This is a genomic window from Tenacibaculum holothuriorum (assembly GCF_002120225.1).
Lineage (GTDB): Bacteria > Bacteroidota > Bacteroidia > Flavobacteriales > Flavobacteriaceae > Polaribacter > Polaribacter holothuriorum.
This window is the reverse complement of the sequence record NZ_LAPZ01000002.1, coordinates 275,900-296,454: the sequence shown is the minus strand read 5'-3', so window position 1 is coordinate 296,454 and position 20,555 is coordinate 275,900. Positions and strand designations below refer to the sequence as shown.

Here is a 20,555-nt window from a genome sequence, read left to right as displayed (position 1 = left end):
ATTATTTATTTTTTAAAATATCTGTTCCTAAATAACCATCATTTTTATTGTAGTACCATGCTCTATTTTTAGGCATTTTAATTCCGTTGATAGCTTCTTCTCCTGTTAGTAAAATATATTCTCCACTGTTAGGTTTATCTTTAAAAAACTGATACACTTCCATTGCATAGGTTTTCGGATTGAAATAGAAATACCAAGTATCCGAACCTACTTTTTGATCATAAGTAACCTTTAACACCAAGTACTCTTTTCCTTTAAAAGTTTTACGTTCCACTTTATCATGTATAATGGTTCCGTTGTCTTTTAATTTCATCGGAAGTCCATACAAATACGTATAATAATTTTTATACAAGTTTGCTCTTTTACAACTTAATTTATGTTCCTTTTTTTCAGTTTCTGTAGGTGTTTTTCTGTTGAAACTAATTGAACAATTTTCTTTATTGAGAGTATATTCTGTAGTGTTTTCTCCTCTAGTAGCCTTGATATAAAAATATTCTTCTGGAAGATTTATTTGTATTTCACTATCTCTATTTGGTCTTTTAGGAGTTTCCATAGTAACGAACAAAGTTCCGTTAAAAGTTTTCCAATTTCCATTCGGATCATGATGTTGAATTGCTTTATCTAACAATTGTTTTCCTGTAAGCTCTTGAGTATATGATTGAACAGATACAATTGAAATAAGAAGTATGAGTAGTTTTTTCATTTTAAAGTCTATTATACATTAAAAGTAACAAAAAATCCCGCTCTAATTTAGAACGGGACATAATAATATAATAATATTTTACTTATTTATAATATTGAATTCCTTTAGCATTTACCTCTTTATTTTGTATAAATAAAGTAAAACTATCTATCATTTTTAATTGCATTTCAGTATCATTAATAGAAAGAATATAATCAACAACATCATCTGTCGGTTCAGTAGGATTAGGAAGTGTCATTGTTAATTTGTTATCAACTAATTTCCATGTAAAGGTTTTATTTATGTTTGATGATTTAATCTTACCAGTTTCATCAGAGTTAAAGGTTATGCTTAAATCTTTATATACAGTATTTACTCGATCTTCAAAATTTTCAGGGGTAAAATTATGCGGATTGAAAGAAGAGCTTAAAAATTCAAATTTGTTAAAAATCCAAGATTTTTTAGATAACAACTCTTTATCTGTCAAATTATCTACTCCATTATTATCTGAACATGATGACGTAATAATGATACAAGTGATTAAAAGTAATAGACTTTTTATCTTTTTCATAATTTTATATTTTGATTTATTCTTTAACATCCAATTGAATACTTAATTCTTCTAACTGTGCATTGTCAATTGTTGCTGGTGCATCAATCATTACATCACGACCAGAGTTGTTTTTAGGGAATGCGATAAAATCACGAATGGTTTCTTGTCCTCCTAAAATAGCTACTAAACGGTCTAAACCAAATGCTAAACCTCCGTGCGGTGGCGCACCATATTCAAATGCATCCATTAAGAATCCGAACTGAGCTTTTGCTTCTTCTTCGGTAAATCCTAAATGCTTAAACATGATCGCTTGTGTTTCTTTATCGTGAATACGAATAGAACCTCCGCCGATTTCATTTCCATTTAATACTAAATCGTATGCATTTGCTTTTACATCACCTGGATTTGTATCTAATAACGCTAACTGACCTGGTTTTGGTGAAGTAAACGGGTGGTGCATTGCATGATAATGACCTGTTTCTTCATCTAACTCTAATAATGGGAAGTCGATTACCCATAACGGTGCAAACTCATCTGGTTTACGTAAACCTAAACGTTCTGCCATTTCCATACGTAACGCACTTAATTGTGCACGCACTTTATTGGTATTCCCAGAAAGTACACAGATTAAATCTCCTGCTCTTGCTCCTGTAGCTTCCGCCCATTTTGCTAAATCTTCTTGATCGTAGAACTTATCTACAGACGATTTAAATGAACCATCTTCATTACACTTTACATATACCATTCCTAAAGCTCCTATTTGTGGACGCTTTACCCAATCTATTAATTTATCAATTTCTTTACGTGTATACGAAGCTCCTCCAGGAACAGCAATACCAACTACTAGTTCAGCATCGTTAAATACTTTGAATTCTTTGTGTTGTGCTACTTCGTTTAACTCACCAAACTCCATCCCAAAACGAATATCTGGCTTGTCATTTCCGTACTTACGCATTGCCTCATCAAACGTAATTCTTGGAAATTTATCTACCTCAACTCCGTTGATTTCTTTTAATAAATGACGCGTCATTCCTTCAAAAATTTCTAAGATATCTTCTTGCTCAACAAAAGCCATTTCACAGTCTATTTGAGTAAACTCTGGTTGACGATCGGCACGTAAATCTTCATCTCTAAAACACTTTACAATCTGGAAATACTTATCCATTCCACCTACCATTAATAATTGTTTAAAGGTTTGTGGCGATTGTGGTAATGCGTAAAACTGACCAGCATTCATACGAGAAGGTACTAAGAAATCACGAGCTCCTTCTGGAGTTGATTTAATTAAATATGGAGTTTCCACATCGATAAATCCTTTGTCAGAAAGATATTTACGAACTTCCATAGAAACTTTATGACGGAATACTAAACTATTCTTCACTGGATTACGACGAATATCTAAATAACGATATTGCATACGAATATCTTCTCCTCCATCTGTTTCATCTTCAATAGTAAACGGTGGCAATTTTGCTTCGTTTAAAATTTCTAATTCAGAAACTAAAACTTCAACATCTCCTGTTGGAATGTTTGCATTTTTAGAAGCACGTTCGATAACAGTTCCTTTTACTTGAATTACAAATTCGCGTCCTAAGGTTTTTGCCTTTTCCATTAAGTCTTTAGCAGTACGCTCTTCATCAAAAATTAACTGTGTAATTCCGTAACGATCACGTAAATCTACCCAAATCATAAATCCTTTATCACGTGATTTTTGCACCCAACCTGAAAGGGTTACTTCTGTATTGATATGCGACGCTCTTAACTCGCCACAAGTATGCGTTCTGTACATTTCTTGAAATTTTGAGGTGCAAAATTACGTAAATAAACGGAAATGAACGAAGAATGATTTAAGTGGTTTGATTTTTTAAACGGGTAAAATAATCTGTCGCTGCTTTTTTAACTTTTGGAGCTAAAATCAATGTGGATAATACTGTAGGAATTGCCATTAAGGCATAGGCACTATCGATTAAGTTAATAACAAAATCTAACTTAATGATAGCAGCAATAACAATGGTAATTATATAGATGTGATTATAATATTTACCGATTTTACTATTGGTTAAATAGCTTAAACAACTAAAACCGTAAAAAGAATAGGTAAACAACGTTGAGAACGCGAAAATTAACACACAAATTGTAAGAATAATACTTCCTATGCTTGCTGGTAAAACAGCATCAAAAGAAGCTAAGGTTAAAGAAATTCCGTTTCCAGAAAAGTTTTTCCAAATTCCTGCAGAAAGAATTGCCAACGCTGTTAAAGTACATACTAAAAGTGTGTCGATTGCTGGACCTAACATAGCAACTAAACCTTCTCGAATTGGTTCTTTGGTTTTTGCAGTTCCATGCATCATTGGTGCAGTTCCTAATCCTGCTTCGTTAGAAAAAGCAGCTCGTTTTACTCCAGTTATAATCAATGTTCCTAAAGCACCACCCAAAACTGATTTTCCAGAGAAAGCATCCGAAAAAATTAAGGAGAATATTTCTGGCACTTGTTCAATTCTTAAAACTAAAATAGTAAGTACAGTTATCAAATAAATAACAACCATAACTGGTACTAATTTACCTGCTACCTTGCCAATACGTTGTATTCCGCCAAAAATAACAAGTCCAGTAATTAGTGCTATAACGAAACCAAGTAATAGTTTAGATGTAAATAAATTGCCTTCGTTTACTTGAAAAACATCTACCAACGTTTGCGTTAATTGATTGGCTTGAAATGCAGGTAAGGTTCCTACCAAACCAGCCGAAGCAAAAAAGACAGCTAAAGGTTTCCATTTTTTACCTAAACCTTCGGTAATAACATACATTGGCCCTCCTTTAATATTTCCGTTTTCGTCTTTTCCTCGATACATAATAGAAAGACTACAAGTGAAAAATTTAGTTGCCATACCTACAAATGCACTTACCCACATCCAAAATATTGCTCCGGGTCCACCAGTGGCTATTGCAATGGCAACTCCGCTAATATTTCCCATTCCAACCGTAGCAGCAATTGCAGATGATAAAGCTTCGTAATGAGATAAATCTCCAGGAGAATCGTGTTTGTCGTATTTACCACGTAAGATTGCAATGGCATGTCCCATATATCGGAAGGGAACTAAACCTGAGTAGATGAATAAAAATAGTCCACCACCAATTAGTAGAATTAACAAAGGAAGCCCCCAAACCCAACTGGAGAATTGCGCTACAATATCTTGAATAGATAAAAACATGTACTTAGTTTTAAAAGAACTAATTTAGGGAAAGAAATTTCAATATAATTATAAAACAATAAGAGCTTAACAAATAAAAAATAGTTGTGTTAAATTAAACATGGTTGAATATAATCATAGAAAAAGAGTAATTTAATGAGCTCTAATACGAACCAAAGGGAGTATAAGCTAAAACGATGTCAGTAATAAATATTCAAGAAAAGTTAAATCTGTTTTCAGATAGATGGTCTCCAAAGAAGATAGGAGAATTAAATGGTCAACAAATTTTATTGGCGAAAATTAAAGGAGAATTTGTTTTTCATAACCACGAAAATGAAGATGAACTTTTTATGGTTTTAAAAGGACAGTTACTTCTTGAGTTACGAGATGAGATTATTACGCTAAACGAAGGAGAGTTTTATATTGTTCCTAAAGGAGTAGATCATAAGCCTATAGCCAAAGAAGAGGTACATTTGCTTTTGTTTGAACCGTTAAGTACCAAACACACAGGAAATGTAATGGCAGATATTACTGTAGAAACTTACGAATCTATTTAATAGCTATTCCTTTTTTGTCTAACATATCGATGTCACGTGCAAATCCTTCTTGAATAGTTTCTGCTTGAAAAATATAAGTTTTATCGTGTAACTGATTATTCTCAAAGAATGTTACTTGAAAACGATTATCTAAGGCAAATAGTTCTGGAGGCATTACTTCAAATTTAGAGTATGAGTTTGCTGGTAATACATCTATTTTTCTTCTAAATAAAGAGGTTTTTTTAGTTTCAGAAAATCCTTGAGAAACGATAACAACCATTTCTAAGTCAACGTTTTTTCTGTTGATGATATATACACCCCATTCATCGGTGTTGTCTTTTTCGTTTTTGTCTAAAACAACAGCTATTTCTACTCCAGTAACCTTTGGTATATGAATATCTTTTCTCATTTCTTATAAAGATTAGAGAGATAAGAAACAAGAAAAGAGACTTACTTGTCTCTCCTCTTTTATCTCTATTTTATTATTTTTTAAAAAATTAAATCACAGACTTAAATTGCTCTAAGAAACGCTTATCGTTTTCATAGAACATTCTAATATCTGGAATTTGGTATAATAACATTGCAATACGCTCTATTCCCATTCCAAAAGCATAGCCGCTATATTTTGTAGGATCAATATTGGCGTTCTTTAATACATTCGGATCAACCATTCCGCATCCCATAATTTCTAACCAACCAGTTCCTTTGGTAATACGGTAATCTGTTTCAGTTTCTAATCCCCAGTAAATATCTACCTCTGCACTTGGCTCAGTAAATGGGAAATACGACGGACGTAAACGAATCTTAGATTTACCAAACATCTCTTTGGTAAAATATAAAAGCGTCTGTTTTAAATCGGCAAAAGAAACATCGGTATCTATATATAATCCTTCTACTTGATGGAAAATACAGTGTGCGCGCGCAGAAATATCTTCATTTCTAAATACACGTCCAGGAGAAATTGTACGAATTGGAGGCTCGTTGTTTTCCATATAACGTACCTGTACAGAAGAAGTATGAGTTCTTAATAATGTGTCAGGATTTTTTTCAATAAAGAAAGTATCCTGCATATCACGTGCTGGATGATATTCTGGTAAATTTAAAGCGGTAAAGTTGTGCCAATCATCTTCAATCTCTGGTCCTTCAGAAACAGTAAAACCAATACGGTTAAATACTTCAATAATCTGATTTTTAACCAAAGAAATTGGATGACGAGAACCTAATTCGATTGGTTCAGAAGGACGCGTTAAATCTCCATAAACACCTTTGTCTTCAATAGCACTTTCTAAAGCATCGTTTAATTCTGTTACTTTAGATTCAGCAGATTTTTTTAAATTATTTAATGCTTGACCAAAATCTTTACGTAATTCTGCATCTACATTTTTAAACTCTGCAAATAAACCTTTAAGCAAACCTTTGCTACCTAAATATTTAATTCTGAAAGCTTCAACTTCTTCTTTCGATGTTGCTTTAAAAGCTTCAACATCACCAATCAATTCTTTTACCTTGTCTAACATTGTTTCAATCCGAAAAATTAGGTTGCAAATTTACAGTTTTTTACGAAAAAAAACGTGGTTTTTAAACTGTTTGCGAAAACGTTGTAGAAATAGGGAAAATAAACGATAAAATAAAATTTAACGAATTGTAAATTAACTATATTTGCAGGACAAAATTGTAAATATCGTAATTAAAGAACAACTAAATTATGGAATCTAAAATACAGGCGTTTATGGATTTGGTTAAAGAACGTAACCAACATGAACCAGAATTTTTACAAGCAGTACAAGAAGTAGCGGAAACAGTAATTCCTTACATTACTTCTAAAGAAATATATAATGGTAAGAACATTTTATTAAGAATGGTTGAGCCAGAGAGAGTAATTTCATTTAGAGTTAATTGGGTTGATGATAGTGGAGAGATTCAAGTAAACAGAGGTTATAGAGTTGAGATGAACTCTGCAATTGGACCTTACAAAGGAGGTTTACGTTTTCACCCATCTGTAAACTTATCAATCTTAAAATTCTTAGGATTTGAGCAAGTATTTAAAAACTCATTAACTACACTTCCTATGGGAGGTGGTAAAGGAGGTTCTGATTTCGATCCTAAAGGAAAATCAGATAATGAAATTATGCGTTTTTGTCACGCGTTTATGAGTGAATTATTCCGTCATATTGGTCCTAATACAGATGTTCCTGCAGGAGATATTGGTGTAGGAGGAAGAGAAATAGGATACATGTTCGGAATGTACAAGAAGCTTAAAAATGAGTTTACTGGAGTTTTAACTGGTAAAGGAGCTTCTTGGGGAGGTTCTTTAATTCGCCCTGAAGCTACAGGATATGGTAACGTATACTTTGCGCAAAATATGTTAGAAACTCAAGGAGAGTCTTTCAATGGTAAAGTAGTAACTATTTCTGGTTCAGGAAATGTAGCTCAGTTTGCTTGTGAAAAAGCTACTCAATTAGGAGCTAAAGTAGTAACGTTGTCAGATTCTTCGGGATATATTTATGATGAAGAAGGAATTGATGCAGAGAAGTTAGCTTTCGTAATGGAGCTTAAAAATGTAAAGCGTGGTCGTATTAATGAGTACGTAGAGAAATATCCATCTGCTAAATTCTTTAAAGGAGAAAAGCCTTGGGGAGTTAAATGTGATATCGCATTACCGTGTGCTACGCAAAACGAATTAGATGGTGATGCTGCTAAAACATTAGTAGCTAACGGATGTGTTTGTGTAAGTGAAGGAGCAAATATGCCTTCTACACCAGAAGCAATTGAAGAATTCCACAGAGCTAAAATATTATTTGCTCCAGGAAAAGCTTCTAACGCAGGAGGTGTGGCAGTATCTGGTTTAGAAATGTCTCAAAACTCGTTACGTTATAACTGGACAAGAGAAGAAGTAGATGCTAAGTTAATGCAAATTATGAAAGATATTCATGCTTCTTGTAAAGAGTACGGTAGTAACGATGATGGTTCTATCGACTATGTAAGAGGGGCAAATATTGCAGGATTTGTAAAAGTTGCAGATGCAATGTTAGCACAAGGTGTGGTATAATTTACACTTAAAATAAATTTTAAGAGCGCATCAAAATATTTTGATGCGCTTTTTTATTTTTATCAAATGAAGAAAATACTTAATCATATTTTAGAAGGAAAACACGATAAACCAATTTTAGTTGATGTTTTTTACAAAGAAACTCATCAACCAAAGCCTGTGGTTATTTTTTGCCATGGTTATAAAGGGTTTAAAGATTGGGGAGCATGGAACTTAATGGCTGAAGCTTATGCGAATGCAGGTTTTTACTTTGTGAAGTTTAACTTTTCTTATAATGGAGGAACTGTTGAGCAACCTATTGATTTTCCCGATTTAGAAGCTTTCGGAAATAATAATTACACCAAAGAATTAGACGATTTAGAAACAGTTATCGATTGGGTTTGTAATAAAGAGCAAAGAACTATTGAAGCTGATGTTAATAATATTACGTTGATTGGACATAGTAGAGGTGGTGGAATTGTAACCATAAAAGCATCCGAAGATAAAAGAGTAAAATCTGTAATAAGTTTAGCAGGAGTTTGTGATTTAGGAAAAAGAACAGCTACAATTGGTGAACTTGAACAATGGAAAAAAGATGGCGTAAAATATGTTTTGAATGGTAGAACAAAACAACAAATGCCACACTTTTATCAGTTTTATGAGAATTTTAAAGAAAACGAAGTCCGTTTAAATATAAAAAGAGCAGTTAAAGAACTTACAATACCGCATTTAATTATTCATGGAGATAATGATACTTCGGTTTTAATCAGAGAAGGAGAATTACAACACGAGTGGAATCCTGGGAGTGTTTTTAACGTTGTTAAAGATGCAAATCATGTGTTTAATGCGAAGCATCCTTGGAAAGAAAATACAATGCCTAAAGAATTAGAAGAGACTATAAAATTGTGTGTTACTTTTGTTAAAAAGTAGTAGAATTAAAGAGAAAGAGTCATTAACAAAAAATTGCATTTTCACTTTCCAACAGAATCTGTATCTTTACTCATTAATAACTACTTCATTTAAGAAGTGTTATCTAGCTAAAAATCAATAACAAAATACTTTTTGATACTGATTAAAAATCAGATTTAAGAAGTGTTTTATAAAGATATATTTAAAAATTATGAGTTGTAGCAGTTGCTCAACTAACAAGGACGGCGTGCCAAAAGGCTGTAAAAGCAATGGAAATTGTGCAACAGGTACTTGTGGTAGCGGAAATAAATTAGCTGTTTTTGATTGGTTATCGAATATGACTTTACCTTCCGGTGAAGCTCCATATAATATTTTTGAAGTTCGTTTTAAGAACGGAAGAAAACACTTTTATCGAAATTCTCAAAACATTACAGTGTCTATGGGAGACGTAGTTGCTGTTGAAGGATCTTCGGGTCACGATATTGGTATTGTTTCCTTGGCAGGAGAATTGGTAAAAGTTCAAATGAAAAAACGTAAGGTTACTGAAGATAGTGACAACGTAAAGAAAATCTACAGAAAAGCTACTCAGAAAGATATTGATGTTTGGCAAACTGCCAGAGATCGTGAACTAGAAACTCAACGTAAAGGACGAGAAATTATTAGTAAGCTTGGATTAAAAATGAAGCTTTCTGATGTTGAATTTCAAGGTGACGGAACCAAAGCAACATTTTATTATACTGCAGATGAACGTGTAGATTTTCGTCAGTTAATTCGCGATTTAGCAGGAGCTTTTTCAATTAGAGTAGAAATGCGCCAAGTGGGTATGCGTCAAGAAGCAGCTCGTTTAGGAGGTGTCGGTTCTTGTGGTAGAGAATTATGTTGTTCTACTTGGTTAACAGATTTTAGAAAAGTAAATACTGCGGCAGCTCGTTATCAGCAATTATCACTAAATCCATTAAAGTTAGCAGGACAATGTGGTAAGTTAAAATGTTGTTTAAATTTTGAGTTAGATAGTTATTTAGATGCTTTAGAATCTTTTCCTAAGCAAGATTTAGTTCTTAAAACTGAAAAAGGAGATGCTGTTTTTGTTAAAATGGACATCTTTAAAAAACTACTTTGGTATACCTATAAAGAAGAAAGTTTTAAGTGGTACAAACTGTCGCTAGATCAAGTTCAAGAAATAATTGAATTGAATGAAAATAACGAAGTGTCTTCTCCGTTAGAAGATTATGAGGCAGAAATAGCTGAAGAACCAAAAATTGATTTTGAGAATGTAGTTGGTCAAGATAGTTTAACACGTTTTGATGCTCCTAAAAAACCAAGAAAAAATAGAAGAAGACCTAAACGAAATACTTCTAATAACAAGAAAACGGAGTCCCGAGATAAAAAGAAGTCGCCTCAAAAAGCAGGAGCTAAAAATGCAGGAGGGAATAAACTAGATGCTAAAAGGCAAGATTCTAGAAGAAAGAAACCAAATCAAAACCAGCTGAAACAAGCTCAAAAACCAAGAAATCAAAAGAAAAAAACAGAGGCGAAACCAACAGGAGAAAACCAACAATCTCCAAATAAGAGAAAGCCTCAGAATAATAAGAGAAGAAACAATAACAATCGAAGAAAAAATACGCCAAAGAATGCCGGAAACAAAGACGGAAATACTAAAGAAACTAAGTAGTATCTTATCTGTTGTTTTAGTAACCTTAAATTTTTTGTCTTGTGACAAAAAACGAGAGTACGACGAGTATAAAACAATACCCAACAGTACTTGGCATAAAGAAAACGAAGTAGCGTTTACTTTTTCGATTACCGATACGGTGCAAAGAAAAAACGTATTTATAAATCTTAGAAATAATAAAAGCTATCCTTTCAGCAATTTATTTGTAATAACAGAAATGAAGTTTCCTGACGGAAATAAAGTCATCGATACATTAGAGTACGACATGGCAGATGTAACAGGAAAGTTTTTAGGAACGGGATTTACAGATATAAAAGAGAATAAATTATTTTATAAAGAACATATATTATTTCCAACTTCAGGAGATTATAGTTTCAAAATTCGTCAAGCTATGAGAAAAAATGGTGATGTGAATGGTGTAGAAACTTTAGATGGAATTACTGATGTTGGTCTTAGAATTGAAAAAATACAATAATGACAGAGAAAACAACCACAAGTTTTACAAAATACCTTAAATGGTTTTGGGGAATTTTCTTAGGAGGGTTCTCATTTGTTGCTTTCCTATTTTTATTAGCTTCTTGGGGAGCTTTTGGAGAGCTTCCAACCTTTGAACAGTTAGAAAACCCTCAAAGTGATTTAGCTACCGAAGTAATTTCTGCAGATGGAAAAACTTTAGGAAAATATTATATAAAAGCGAATCGAACGCCAATTCAATATAAAGACTTATCACCTAATTTGGTAAAGGCATTAGTTGCTACCGAAGATGAACGTTTTTATGAGCATTCTGGTATCGATTTTAGAGGAACTGCTAGAGCTTTTGCAAACTTAGGTAGAAAAGGAGGAGCAAGTACTATTACACAACAGTTAGCAAAAAACCTATTTAATAAAGGAGGAGCAAGCAGTCTTTTAAAAAGACTTTCTCAAAAATTAAAAGAATGGGTTGTTGCTGTAAAGTTAGAGCGTCAATATACCAAAGAAGAAATAATGACCATGTATTTAAATACACAAGGTTTTTTATTTAATGCAACAGGTATTCGTTCTGCAGCAAGAATTTATTTCGGTAAAGAGCCTAAGGATTTAGATTTACAAGAATCGGCTATTTTAGTGGCGATGCTTAAAAATCCAAGGCAGTACAATCCACATAGAAAAGTATCTAAAAAGAAATCGTTACAAAGAAGAAATGTGGTGTTTGCTCAAATGGCAAAAAATGGAGTGATTACTCAGCAAGAAAAAGACTCACTACAAAAGTTACCATTAAAATATAAGTTTACACCAGAAAGTCATAGTGATGGTTTAGCAACATATTTTAGAGAACACCTAAAACAAGAGCTTAAAACATGGGCTAAAAACAATAGTAAACCTAATGGAGAGAAATACGATATTTATAGAGATGGATTAAAAGTGTATACAACTATTGATTCTCGTATGCAACAGTATGCAGAAAACGCATTAACTGCTCATATGGCTAACTTACAATCTTTCTTCGATAAAGAACAAAAGAAGAATAGAACAGCTCCTTTTTACGATATTGAAAAGAGTGATATTTCTCGAATAATTAGAAGAGCAAAACAAAATTCTGATAGATACAAGCGTTTAAAAGCTGCAGGTAAGTCTGAAAAAGAAATTGAAAAGAATTTCAATACAGAAACTGATATGCGTGTTTTTTCTTGGAAAGGAGAACGAGATACAGTTATGACTCCTTACGATTCAATTATATACTATAAACATTTTTTACGTTCTGGTTTAACCTCAATAGAACCGCAAACAGGTCATATTAAAGCGTGGGTTGGTGGTATTAATCATAAGTATTTTAAGTACGATGCAGTTCAAAAACAAAAACGTCAAGTAGGTTCTACATTTAAACCATTTGTATATGCAACAGCTATCAATCAGCTAAAAATGTCTCCTTGCGATAAGTTGCCAAATGTAAAATATACAATTCCGAAGGAAAAATATGGAATGCCAGAAGATTGGACACCTAAAAATGCAACCAATGATTATGGTGGAGAATTAACATTAAAGGATGCTTTAGCAAAATCTACCAACGTTGTAACTGCTCAATTAATTGACAAGGTTTCACCAATAAATGTTGCACGTTTAGCAGAGTCAGCAGGTATAAAATCTAAAATAGAAGCAAATCCTTCAATAGCATTAGGGTCAATAGATTTATCATTAATCGAAATGGTAAGCGCTTATTCAACTTTTGCAAATAAAGGTTTACGTGTAAGCCCTATGATGATTACTCGTATTGAAGATAAAAACGGAACCGTTTTAGAAGAATTTGTACCAGAGACTAAAGAGGTATTAAGTGAAGAATCAGCGTATGTGATTTTAGATCTAATGAAAGGAGTTACTCAATCTGGTTCTGGAGTTAGGTTACGTTCAAAATGGACTACTCATTCTAAAATATCAACTGGGTTTCCATACGGATTTACCAATCCTATAGCAGGAAAAACAGGAACAACTCAAAATCAATCAGATGGTTGGTTTATGGGAATTGTTCCTAATTTAGTAACTGGAGTTTGGACAGGTGGAGAAGATAGAGCAACACATTTTAAAGGAATTGGTTATGGGCAAGGAGCTACTATGTCTTTACCAACTTGGGGATTGTATATGAAACAATGCTATGAAGACAAAACCTTAAACATAAGTAAAGAAGATTTTGAAAAACCTTCTGGAGAACTATCAATAAAAATTGATTGTGAAGAAATTAAAAAGGTAGAAGGAGACGTTGAAAAGAAAGAAGAGGAAGAAGACGATACCGATTTTTAATATTACCTTGAATTAAAGAACGAACTCTAAGGCTGTCAGTTCGAATGAATTCATGAGGAACGAATAAATTAGTATCGAGAACATAACAAACAACTAAACAATGATAAATAAAAAAGTTAATAACGTACAAGAAGCAGTTTCTGGTGTTAAAGACGGAATGACCTTTATGTTAGGTGGTTTTGGTCTTTGCGGAATTCCGGAAAATGCAATTGCAGAATTGGTACGATTAGGAATAAAAGATGTTACCTGTATTTCAAACAACGCAGGTGTAGACGATTTTGGTTTAGGATTATTATTACAGAATAAACAAATCAAAAAAATGATTTCTTCTTACGTAGGAGAGAATGATGAATTCGAACGTCAAATGTTATCTGGCGAGTTAGAAGTAGAACTTACTCCACAAGGAACTTTGGCTGAAAAATGTAGAGCTGCACAAGCAGGTTTTCCTGCGTTTTATACGCCTGCTGGTTACGGAACAGAAGTAGCTGAAGGAAAAGAAACGCGTGAGTTCGACGGTAAAATGTATGTGTTAGAACCAGCTTTTAAATCAGACTATTCGTTTGTAAAAGCATGGAAAGGAGATACTGCGGGTAATTTAATTTTTAAAGGAACTGCCCGTAATTTTAATCCAAATATGTGTGGAGCATCTAAGATTACAGTTGCTGAGGTAGAAGAATTAGTTCCTGCTGGAGAATTAGACCCGAATCAAATTCATATCCCAGGAATTTTTGTGCAACGTATTTTTCAAGGAGAGAAATATGAAAAGAGAATTGAGCAACGAACTGTAACTCCTAAATCGTAAGTCATGGCATTAAGTAAACAAGAAATAGCGCAAAGAATAGCACAAGAATTACAAGATAAATGGTATGTTAATTTAGGTATTGGAATACCGACATTGGTTGCCAATTATATACCTGAAGGAATTGAAGTTGAATTTCAATCAGAAAACGGATTATTAGGGATGGGGCCTTTCCCAGTTGAAGGAACAGAAGATGCTGATTTAATCAACGCAGGAAAGCAAACCGTTACTGTTTTAGATGGAGGATCTATTTTTGATTCTGCAACAAGTTTTTCAATGATTCGTGGGCAACATGTTCAATTAACAGTTTTAGGAGCAATGGAAGTTGCTCAAAACGGAGATATCGCTAACTGGAAAATCCCAGGAAAAATGGTAAAAGGTATGGGAGGAGCTATGGATTTAGTAGCATCTGCTGACAATATTATTGTAGCAATGATGCACACCAACAAACGAGGTGAGTCTAAGTTGTTAAAAAAATGTTCTTTACCGTTAACAGGGGTTGGTTGTGTAACTAAAATTGTTACCAATTTAGCAGTGTTAGAAATTAAAGATAATGCATTTCATTTACTAGAAAGAGCTCCAGGAGTTTCTGTTGAAGAAATTCAAGCAGCTACTGAAGGAGATTTAGTGGTTAATGGAGTAATTCCAGAAATGGATATTTAATTCATTGAAAAACCATCCATATTATATAAGACTTTGGCTTAGGCAAAGATTACCGTGGTTCTTGATAAATTTAGGAATTGGAGAGAAAGGAATTGATTGTTTTTCTGTTGGTGCTGCTCACAAATGGTATAATATTGATGGGAATAAGAGTGGATGCTATTACTGTAAACAAATATCTGAAGAGATAAATTGGAACGAAATTAGAAATGAAAATAATCTCATATAACGTAAATGGAATACGTGCTGCATTAAAAAAAGGGTTTATTGATTGGCTTCAAGCTGCAAATCCAGATGTAATTTGTATTCAAGAAACTAAAGCTCATAAAGAGCAATTAGATGTAACTGAATTTGAAAATGCGGGTTATCCCTACCATTATTGGTTTTCTGCTGAAAAGAAAGGCTATTCTTCGGTAGCTATTTTCTGTAAAAAAGAACCAAATCATGTTGAGTATGGAACTGGAATCGAATCTATGGATTTTGAAGGAAGAAATCTTCGAGTAGATTTTGATGAGGTTTCGGTAATGAGTATGTATTTACCATCAGGAACAAATCAGGCTCGTTTAGATTTTAAATTCAATTATATGGATGAAATCTTAGAGTATGCTACTGAATTAAGAAAAACCATTCCGAATTTAGTGATTTGTGGAGACTATAATATTTGTCATGAAGAAATAGATATTCATAATCCAAAAATGAAAGGAGTTTCTGGTTTTTTACCAGAAGAACGTGAGTGGTTAGGTAAATTTATCGACAGTGGATTTATAGATAGCTTCCGTTTTAAAAATCCAGATAGGCAAGAATACTCTTGGTGGAGCTATCGTGCAAATGCAAGAGCTAATAATAAAGGTTGGCGTTTAGATTATGCGATGGTTACAGAACCGTTAAAAGATAAAATTTCGAGGGCTTATATTTTACCTGAAGCAAAGCACTCAGACCATTGCCCAATAGTGGTGGAATTAGATATGTAAAATTAACCAAACCATACTTTTTAATCGCAATGCGATAAATAATAATTGACTTTGATAGTGAAATAATAAAGGTCATTAACACTAAAAGTATACAATGAAGAAAACTTTTTTACTACTATTATTTTTAGCTGCAACTATTTTTGCGCAACAACCCATAGATAGTCTTAAAGTACAAGTCGATTCTATATTCGTTGCCAAAGATTCAATTGAAAAACCACAAACAGTTGAATTGTACAGCGATGCAGATTTAAAGAAGATAGATAGCTTGTTAATAGAAGAGCAATTTAGTTCCTCTTTATTTGATAGTATTCGTTATGTAATTAACGATAAAGATATTCAGTTTGGTAAAGGTGTTTATACCAAAATTCCTACTGAAATTTTAAAAAAACGTTTAGCATCTATTGACGAGAGAACTCCTTTTCATTTAGCGTATAATCCTGCCTTAGAAAAAGTAATTAACGGATATTTAAAATACAGAACGAAATATTATCCGAAATTAATGGGAAGAGCTAAGTATTACTTTCCAATGTTCGAGCAGTATTTAGATCAGTTCAATATTCCTTTAGAGATGAAATATTTGGCAATCGTAGAATCTGCTTTACGACCAGATGCAAGATCTAGAGTAGGAGCAACAGGATTATGGCAGTTTATGTACGGAACAGGAAGGCAGTTCGATTTAAAAGTTAGTTCTTATGTAGATGAGCGTCAAGATCCAGTAAAAGCAACAGTTGCTGCGTGTAAATATTTAAGTCAATTATACAAGATTTTTGGTGATTGGGATTTAGCTCTAGCGGCATATAACTCAGGACCAGGAAATGTTTCAAAAGCAATAAAGCGTTCAGGAGGCTATCGTAATTACTGGAATATTCGTCCGTTTTTACCAAGAGAAACAGCAGGATATGTTCCAGCATTTTATGCAACGATGTATATTTTTGAATATGCAGAAGAGCATGATTTATATCCGACAACTCCTAAAATATTCAATTTTGAAACTGATACAGTTCGTGTTAAAAGAACGGTGAGTTTTGATCAAATTTCTGAAAAAACAGGAATTGATACAGAGTTGATTTCTTTTTTAAATCCAGCCTATAAATTAGATATTATTCCATTTGTTGAAAATAGGAAATATAGTGTGCGATTACCTCGTGTAAAAATGGTAGATTTCTTAGATAAAGAGCAAGAAATTTATACGTTAGCAGCAGAAGATGAAGCTAAGAGAGAAAAGCCATTGCCTAAATATTTCGAAATGGATAAACGTATTCGTTATCGAGTAAAGAGTGGAGATTATTTAGGAAAGATAGCTAGTAAATTTGGAGTTCGCGTAAGTGATATTAAACGATGGAATGGTTTAAGGAATCACCGTTTAAAAATTGGACAACGATTAAGTATTTATCCTAAGAAAATTGCAATACCAAAAGCAAGAAAGAAAAACTCAGAAAAGCTGAAGTCAGGCAAGTACGAGGTGTATGTAGTTAAAGAAGGAGATTCGTTATGGGAGATCGCAAAGAAATTTCCATCAGTAAGTATAGAGCAAATTAAAAAGTGGAATAATATTTGGAGTGTAAAAAGCTTAAAACCACAAATGAAACTTAAAATTTTTAAAAACTAATACTATGAAGAAAATACTTTCACTAATGCTACTACTAGCTGTTTTAGTTTCTTGTAAAGAAGGAGGTAAAAAAGCTGAGGTTATTTTACCAAGATCGGTAGGAACCGTAAATAAAATTTTAGTGGTAATGAATACCCTAGATTGGGAAGGAAAAGTAGGAGACGAAATTCGAACTGTTTTTGGAGAGCATCAAGTAGGGTTGCCACAACCAGAAACCTTGTTGTCGGTAAGTCAAATAGATCCTTCTGGTTTTAAATCTTTTGTGAGAGAAACAAGAGCGATTTTATTGGTTCAAAAAGGAGAAAAAGAAGGAGTAGTTGTTAAGAAAAATAAATATTCTGCACCTCAAATATTGGTATATGCTACAGCAAAAGACGATGAAGGATTAATTAACTTAATCAAAACAAAAGGAAAGGATATGATGCATACATTTCAAAATGCAGACATAAAATTTCTTCAAAGTCTTTTTAAAAAAGAGCGTTTAGCAGATTCAAATTTTAAAACACTTAAAAACTTAGGGATTTCTATTGACATTCCAAAACGTTTTAAGTTGGTTGATGACACGGGAGATTTCTTATGGTTACGTCAACATTTAAAAAGTGGAATTGCAAGAGGGGATGGAACAAATAATATTTTAATTTATAGCGTTCCTTTAGAAGACGAAACTAAAGTTGCTGATAATATTACTGCGGTAAGAGATACTATTGGTAAAAAGTATATTCCTGGAAGTAAAGAAGGAATGTATATGATTACTGAGCAAGCCTATACACCGTTTACATTCGAAACGGAATTAGATGGAAAAAAAGCGTATGAAACTAGAGGTAAGTGGGAAGTGAAAAACGATTTTATGGCAGGACCATTCCTAAATTATACTATAGTTGATAAGAAAAATAATAGACTTATCGTTTTCGAAGGGTTTACCTACGCACCATCTGTAAATAAAAGAGATTTTGTTTTTGAATTAGAAGCAATTGCTAAATCAATGAAAATTAAATAAAAGCACTTTTAACTTTTAAGAAAAAGCTTCAAATTTTGTTTGAAGCTTTTTTTGTTATATTTGGTTATAAACCAAAACTTTATAACCTTATGAAATTTAATTTTTTAATGTGCGCTGTAGCTGCTTTAGTACCAATGATTATGGGATCTATTTGGTACGGGCCACTTTTTGGAAAAGCTTGGATGAAAGAAATGGGCTTTACAGAAGAAAGTATGAAAGGAGCTAATATGGCACTTATTTTCGGTTTGTCTTATGTATGTAGTTTTTTAATTGCATTTGTGTTACAAACATTGGTAATTCATCAGTGGGGAGCATTCTCTACATTAATTAATGAACCAGGTTTTGCTGAAGGAACTGGTGATGTAGCAGTATATTTTCAAGATTTTATGACAAACTACGGAGACCGTTTTAGAACCTTTGGTCATGGAGCTTTACATGGTACAATTTTAGGGTTGTTATTTGTAGGTTCTGTAATTACAATTAAATCGTTGTTTGAAAGAAGAAGTTTTAAATATATAGCTATGAATGTTGGTTATTGGGTAGTAACGTTAGCTTTAATGGGAGGCATACTTTGTAAATGGGCATAATTATATTTAAATGAAAATATAGAAGCATCAATTTTTAGATTGATGCTTTTTTTATGTAACAAAAATAAATTTTGGCTACTTATAAGCATCAACCAATTAATTAATCAAATGATTATACGCTTTTTAAAATTAGAATGGAAAGAGTTTTTTCGTTCGGCATCCTTTGGGAAAAGTTTAGCACTTAAGATAATTATGGCGTTTTTTGCGATATATCTTTTAGTAAGCTTTTTATCTATAGGAGTTTTTGCATATCCATTTTTAAAAAAACAATTTCCAGAGACTGACCCATTTGTGCTGGTAAATCAATTCTTAATTTTCCTAATAATAGTAGATTTAATTTTTCGCTATTTAATGCAGAAAATTCCAGTAATGAGTATCAAGCCAATGTTAATCTTACCCATTAAAAAAAGTAAGTTGGTAAACTATGTATTAACAAAATCAATTTTCTCTTTTTTTAACGTAAGTTCATTAGTATTGTATGTGCCTTTTGCAGTAGTTTTAATTGCAAACGGATATAATGTTGCTGGTGTTTTAGGGTGGACTTTTTTTATATTTATGTTGGCACTATGTCTAAACTTTATCAATTTTTTAATCAACAAAAACAATGTTGCTTTTGGAATTTTACTAGTAGTACTTGCTGCTTTATGGTTTTCTTTTAAATATCAATTATTTGATGTTACCTCAGTGTTTGGGAATATCTTTTATGCGATATATGAAACCCCTGTTTTAGCTGTTGTAGGTATGGTGTTAGCTGGAGTATTATACTACATGAATTTTAGAGAATTGTCTAAGATTATTTATTTAGATAAGGCAGTACAAACCGAAGAAAAAGAAGTGAAAACTTCAGACTTGTCATTTGTAAATAAATTAGGAGATGTAGCTCCTTTTATCAAAAATGATATGCGTTTAATTTGGAGGAATAAAAGAACTAAAACAGTGTTTTTAATGTCTTTTGTCTTTTTACTTTTCGGGTTAATGTTCTTTACTATGGAAACCTATAAAGACTCAGAAGTAATGCAATTATATGCATGTATATTTATGACGGGAGGTTTTGCATTAAATTATGGGCAATTCATTCCAGCTTGGGATAGTGAACATTATAGAATGTTTATGAGTCAAAATTTTTCTTACCGTAAATTCTTAGAAAGTAAATGGTATTTAATGACAGTAATGACTACAGTTTTATTCGTTTTATGTACACCATATATTTATTTTGGTATTCAAAAATATTTATTAATTGTCGCAGGGTTCTTTTTCAACTTAGGATTTACACCATTGATAATGTTGTTTATGGGAGCATTTAATAAGAAGAGAATCGATTTAAGCGCAAGCGGATTTGGGAACACACAAGGAACAAGTGCAGCACAGTTTATTGTTATTATTCCTGTAATGATAATGCCAATAATTGTTTATGCTATCATTAATAAGGTTTTCGGATTCAATGCAGCAGTAATTGCTATAGCTGTAATTGGAGTAATTTCTTTCTTGTTAAAGAAACCTATAATGAACTTTATTGAAGGAATGTACCAAAAAAAGAAATACGCTACAATCCACGGATTTAAACAAAAAGATTAACTAAACCAAAGACA

Annotated in this window: 20 protein-coding genes; 14 read left to right on the top strand and 6 right to left on the bottom strand. The window is 32.6% G+C overall.

Annotated features, from left to right (window positions below):
• Nucleotide 1: 1 nt before the first annotated feature.
• The 4 genes from WH52_RS04295 to WH52_RS04280 form a co-directional block, all read right to left on the bottom strand.
• Complete coding sequence (locus WH52_RS04295; protein WP_086029696.1) at nt 2-703, bottom strand: DUF6503 family protein; 702 nt, start codon at nt 701-703, stop codon at nt 2-4.
• 82 nt (nt 704-785) lie between these two features.
• Nucleotides 786-1,253 (bottom strand): hypothetical protein, encoded by a 468-nt coding sequence (locus WH52_RS04290; protein WP_143592047.1) that lies wholly within the window; start codon nt 1,251-1,253, stop codon nt 786-788.
• A 16-nt stretch (nt 1,254-1,269) separates the two neighbouring features.
• Nucleotides 1,270-3,024: an aspartate--tRNA ligase gene (gene aspS, locus WH52_RS04285; RefSeq protein WP_086029694.1), complete on the bottom strand. Its 1,755-nt coding sequence runs from the start codon at nt 3,022-3,024 to the stop codon at nt 1,270-1,272.
• Between the two features lie 58 nt (nt 3,025-3,082).
• Nucleotides 3,083-4,447 carry an alanine/glycine:cation symporter family protein gene (locus WH52_RS04280; protein WP_086029693.1) on the bottom strand — a complete coding sequence of 455 codons (1,365 nt, stop codon included), beginning with the start codon at nt 4,445-4,447 and terminating at the stop codon, nt 3,083-3,085.
• Nucleotides 4,448-4,623: 176 nt separating this feature from the next.
• Here WH52_RS04280 and WH52_RS04275 point away from each other — a divergent pair, with 176 nt between their 5' ends.
• Complete coding sequence (locus WH52_RS04275; protein ID WP_086029692.1) at nt 4,624-4,983, top strand: cupin domain-containing protein; 360 nt, start codon at nt 4,624-4,626, stop codon at nt 4,981-4,983.
• On the opposite strand, the gene WH52_RS04270 is transcribed toward WH52_RS04275, so the two are convergent.
• On the bottom strand, nt 4,976-5,371 hold the full coding sequence (locus WH52_RS04270; protein ID WP_086029691.1) for a hypothetical protein: 396 nt from the start codon (nt 5,369-5,371) through the stop codon (nt 4,976-4,978). The two genes, WH52_RS04275 and WH52_RS04270, sit on opposite strands and share 8 nt — an antisense overlap.
• Before the next feature lie 88 nt (nt 5,372-5,459).
• The gene (pheS, locus tag WH52_RS04265; RefSeq protein WP_086029690.1) at nt 5,460-6,479 is read right to left on the bottom strand and encodes a phenylalanine--tRNA ligase subunit alpha; all 1,020 of its coding nucleotides are present in this window, start codon (nt 6,477-6,479) and stop codon (nt 5,460-5,462) included.
• Nucleotides 6,480-6,667: 188 nt separating this feature from the next.
• Between pheS and gdhA the strand changes: the two genes are divergently transcribed.
• The 13 genes from gdhA to WH52_RS04205 all read left to right on the top strand — a co-directional run bounded on the left by gdhA (nt 6,668) and on the right by WH52_RS04205 (nt 20,541).
• On the top strand, nt 6,668-8,011 hold the full coding sequence (gene gdhA, locus WH52_RS04260) for an NADP-specific glutamate dehydrogenase (RefSeq protein ID WP_086029689.1): 1,344 nt from the start codon (nt 6,668-6,670) through the stop codon (nt 8,009-8,011).
• A 66-nt stretch (nt 8,012-8,077) separates the two neighbouring features.
• A complete protein-coding gene (locus tag WH52_RS04255; RefSeq protein WP_086029688.1) occupies nt 8,078-8,920 on the top strand; it encodes an alpha/beta hydrolase family protein in 843 nt (280 codons plus the stop codon).
• A 190-nt stretch (nt 8,921-9,110) separates the two neighbouring features.
• The gene (locus WH52_RS04250) at nt 9,111-10,571 is read left to right on the top strand and encodes a PSP1 domain-containing protein (protein WP_086029687.1); all 1,461 of its coding nucleotides are present in this window, start codon (nt 9,111-9,113) and stop codon (nt 10,569-10,571) included.
• Nucleotides 10,531-11,046: a gliding motility lipoprotein GldH gene (locus WH52_RS04245; RefSeq protein WP_086029686.1), complete on the top strand. Its 516-nt coding sequence runs from the start codon at nt 10,531-10,533 to the stop codon at nt 11,044-11,046. The genes WH52_RS04250 and WH52_RS04245 overlap by 41 nt, the downstream gene beginning before the upstream one ends.
• Nucleotides 11,046-13,343 (top strand): penicillin-binding protein 1A, encoded by a 2,298-nt coding sequence (locus WH52_RS04240; protein ID WP_086029685.1) that lies wholly within the window; start codon nt 11,046-11,048, stop codon nt 13,341-13,343. Before WH52_RS04245 ends, WH52_RS04240 begins: the two co-directional genes overlap by 1 nt.
• A gap of 100 nt (nt 13,344-13,443) precedes the next feature.
• Nucleotides 13,444-14,145 carry a CoA transferase subunit A gene (locus WH52_RS04235; RefSeq protein ID WP_086029684.1) on the top strand — a complete coding sequence of 234 codons (702 nt, stop codon included), beginning with the start codon at nt 13,444-13,446 and terminating at the stop codon, nt 14,143-14,145.
• A gap of 3 nt (nt 14,146-14,148) precedes the next feature.
• Nucleotides 14,149-14,805, top strand: a complete 657-nt coding sequence (locus tag WH52_RS04230) for a CoA transferase subunit B (RefSeq protein WP_086029683.1) — start codon at nt 14,149-14,151, stop codon at nt 14,803-14,805.
• A 4-nt stretch (nt 14,806-14,809) separates the two neighbouring features.
• The gene (locus WH52_RS14860) at nt 14,810-15,031 is read left to right on the top strand and encodes a hypothetical protein (RefSeq protein ID WP_233131513.1); all 222 of its coding nucleotides are present in this window, start codon (nt 14,810-14,812) and stop codon (nt 15,029-15,031) included.
• Nucleotides 15,012-15,773 carry an exodeoxyribonuclease III gene (locus tag WH52_RS04225; protein WP_086029682.1) on the top strand — a complete coding sequence of 254 codons (762 nt, stop codon included), beginning with the start codon at nt 15,012-15,014 and terminating at the stop codon, nt 15,771-15,773. Before WH52_RS14860 ends, WH52_RS04225 begins: the two co-directional genes overlap by 20 nt.
• A 94-nt stretch (nt 15,774-15,867) precedes the next feature.
• Entirely contained in the window at nt 15,868-17,382 is a 1,515-nt protein-coding gene (locus WH52_RS04220) for a lytic transglycosylase domain-containing protein (protein WP_086029681.1), read from the top strand.
• Nucleotides 17,383-17,386: 4 nt separating this feature from the next.
• Entirely contained in the window at nt 17,387-18,379 is a 993-nt protein-coding gene (locus tag WH52_RS04215; RefSeq protein ID WP_086029680.1) for a DUF4837 family protein, read from the top strand.
• Between the two features lie 89 nt (nt 18,380-18,468).
• A complete protein-coding gene (locus WH52_RS04210) occupies nt 18,469-18,966 on the top strand; it encodes a DUF1761 domain-containing protein (RefSeq protein WP_086029679.1) in 498 nt (165 codons plus the stop codon).
• 108 nt (nt 18,967-19,074) lie between these two features.
• Nucleotides 19,075-20,541, top strand: a complete 1,467-nt coding sequence (locus WH52_RS04205) for a DUF5687 family protein (protein ID WP_086029678.1) — start codon at nt 19,075-19,077, stop codon at nt 20,539-20,541.
• Nucleotides 20,542-20,555: the final 14 nt, after the last annotated feature.

Bases quoted from the DNA above. Each gene is read 5' to 3' on its own strand.
- WH52_RS04295 (WP_086029696.1), bottom strand. From the start codon at position 703: ATGAAAAAACTACTCATACTTCTTATTTCAATTGTATCTGTTCAATCA.
- WH52_RS04290 (WP_143592047.1), bottom strand. From the start codon at position 1,253: ATGAAAAAGATAAAAAGTCTATTACTTTTAATCACTTGTATCATTATT.
- aspS (WP_086029694.1), bottom strand. From the start codon at position 3,024: ATGTACAGAACGCATACTTGTGGCGAGTTAAGAGCGTCGCATATCAAT.
- WH52_RS04280 (WP_086029693.1), bottom strand. From the start codon at position 4,447: ATGTTTTTATCTATTCAAGATATTGTAGCGCAATTCTCCAGTTGGGTT.
- WH52_RS04275 (WP_086029692.1), top strand. From the start codon at position 4,624: ATGTCAGTAATAAATATTCAAGAAAAGTTAAATCTGTTTTCAGATAGA.
- WH52_RS04270 (WP_086029691.1), bottom strand. From the start codon at position 5,371: ATGAGAAAAGATATTCATATACCAAAGGTTACTGGAGTAGAAATAGCT.
- pheS (WP_086029690.1), bottom strand. From the start codon at position 6,479: ATGTTAGACAAGGTAAAAGAATTGATTGGTGATGTTGAAGCTTTTAAA.
- gdhA (WP_086029689.1), top strand. From the start codon at position 6,668: ATGGAATCTAAAATACAGGCGTTTATGGATTTGGTTAAAGAACGTAAC.
- WH52_RS04255 (WP_086029688.1), top strand. From the start codon at position 8,078: ATGAAGAAAATACTTAATCATATTTTAGAAGGAAAACACGATAAACCA.
- WH52_RS04250 (WP_086029687.1), top strand. From the start codon at position 9,111: ATGAGTTGTAGCAGTTGCTCAACTAACAAGGACGGCGTGCCAAAAGGC.
- WH52_RS04245 (WP_086029686.1), top strand. From the start codon at position 10,531: ATGCCGGAAACAAAGACGGAAATACTAAAGAAACTAAGTAGTATCTTA.
- WH52_RS04240 (WP_086029685.1), top strand. From the start codon at position 11,046: ATGACAGAGAAAACAACCACAAGTTTTACAAAATACCTTAAATGGTTT.
- WH52_RS04235 (WP_086029684.1), top strand. From the start codon at position 13,444: ATGATAAATAAAAAAGTTAATAACGTACAAGAAGCAGTTTCTGGTGTT.
- WH52_RS04230 (WP_086029683.1), top strand. From the start codon at position 14,149: ATGGCATTAAGTAAACAAGAAATAGCGCAAAGAATAGCACAAGAATTA.
- WH52_RS04225 (WP_086029682.1), top strand. From the start codon at position 15,012: ATGAAAATAATCTCATATAACGTAAATGGAATACGTGCTGCATTAAAA.
- WH52_RS04220 (WP_086029681.1), top strand. From the start codon at position 15,868: ATGAAGAAAACTTTTTTACTACTATTATTTTTAGCTGCAACTATTTTT.
- WH52_RS04215 (WP_086029680.1), top strand. From the start codon at position 17,387: ATGAAGAAAATACTTTCACTAATGCTACTACTAGCTGTTTTAGTTTCT.
- WH52_RS04210 (WP_086029679.1), top strand. From the start codon at position 18,469: ATGAAATTTAATTTTTTAATGTGCGCTGTAGCTGCTTTAGTACCAATG.
- WH52_RS04205 (WP_086029678.1), top strand. From the start codon at position 19,075: ATGATTATACGCTTTTTAAAATTAGAATGGAAAGAGTTTTTTCGTTCG.